Genomic DNA, 694 nt, shown 5'->3' with positions numbered 1-694 from the left:
CGCTGCGCGCAGCGGCGCAGCGCGCAGGGCGCAGCGCGCAGCCCGTCGCGCCGCGCGTCAGCGCGGGAAGCCGGGCGGGGGCGCCGCCGCCGTCGCCCCCGCGGCGGTGAGCAGTTCGGCGCGGGCACCCAGCGCCCGGACGTCCCGTCGGCGCCGCAGCACGACGACCCCGGCCAGGAAGACCTCGGGCGGGACGGGCGGCACGGGGTGCGCGAACGCGGACACCTCGGCCGCCAGGGTCTGCGCCGCGGCCCCGCGCAGTTCGGGGCGCATCAGAGCAGCCCCGCGGAAGAACGCCCCCAGGCGGTTCTCCAACCGCTGCGGCAGCGCCGAGACGTCCGCGACGACGGCCCACGCCGTCAGCTCCGGGGGCAGCAGCACCTCGGGGTCCCGCTGCTTCGGCAGGCGCTCGTGCTGCACGATCGTGCCCGCGAGCAGGTCGCCGAGGCGTCGGGGCCGACTGCCGAACAGCGCGACGAGCAGGGCGACCGAGCCGAACGTCATCCAGAGCTCGAACAGGCCGACGAGCGCCCGCGTGAAGGCGTGCCGGAAGCCGATCGCGCCACCGTCGAGCCGGACCACCCGGGTGCCGGTGGCGAACCGTCCGACGCTCCGTCCCCTCGTCACCGTCTCGACCGCCGCGGGGACCAGCACCAGCACGACGACGAGCAGCACGATGCCGAGCGCTGCGCCC

The 694-nt window shown here is 77.5% G+C and carries 1 protein-coding gene; it reads right to left on the bottom strand.

Features of this window, described 5'->3' with window-relative positions:
• Window positions 1-57 precede the first annotated feature (57 nt).
• On the bottom strand, window positions 58-694 hold a 637-nt coding region (locus tag BIU89_RS12960; protein WP_083404367.1), incomplete at its 5' end, for an RDD family protein.

The sequence above is a fragment of the Curtobacterium sp. MCBA15_005 genome (assembly GCF_001864855.1).
In the GTDB taxonomy this organism is placed as follows: Bacteria; Actinomycetota; Actinomycetes; order Actinomycetales; family Microbacteriaceae; genus Curtobacterium; species Curtobacterium flaccumfaciens.
Note: the sequence above shows the minus strand (reverse complement) of the source record. Positions and strands in the feature narration are given on the sequence as shown.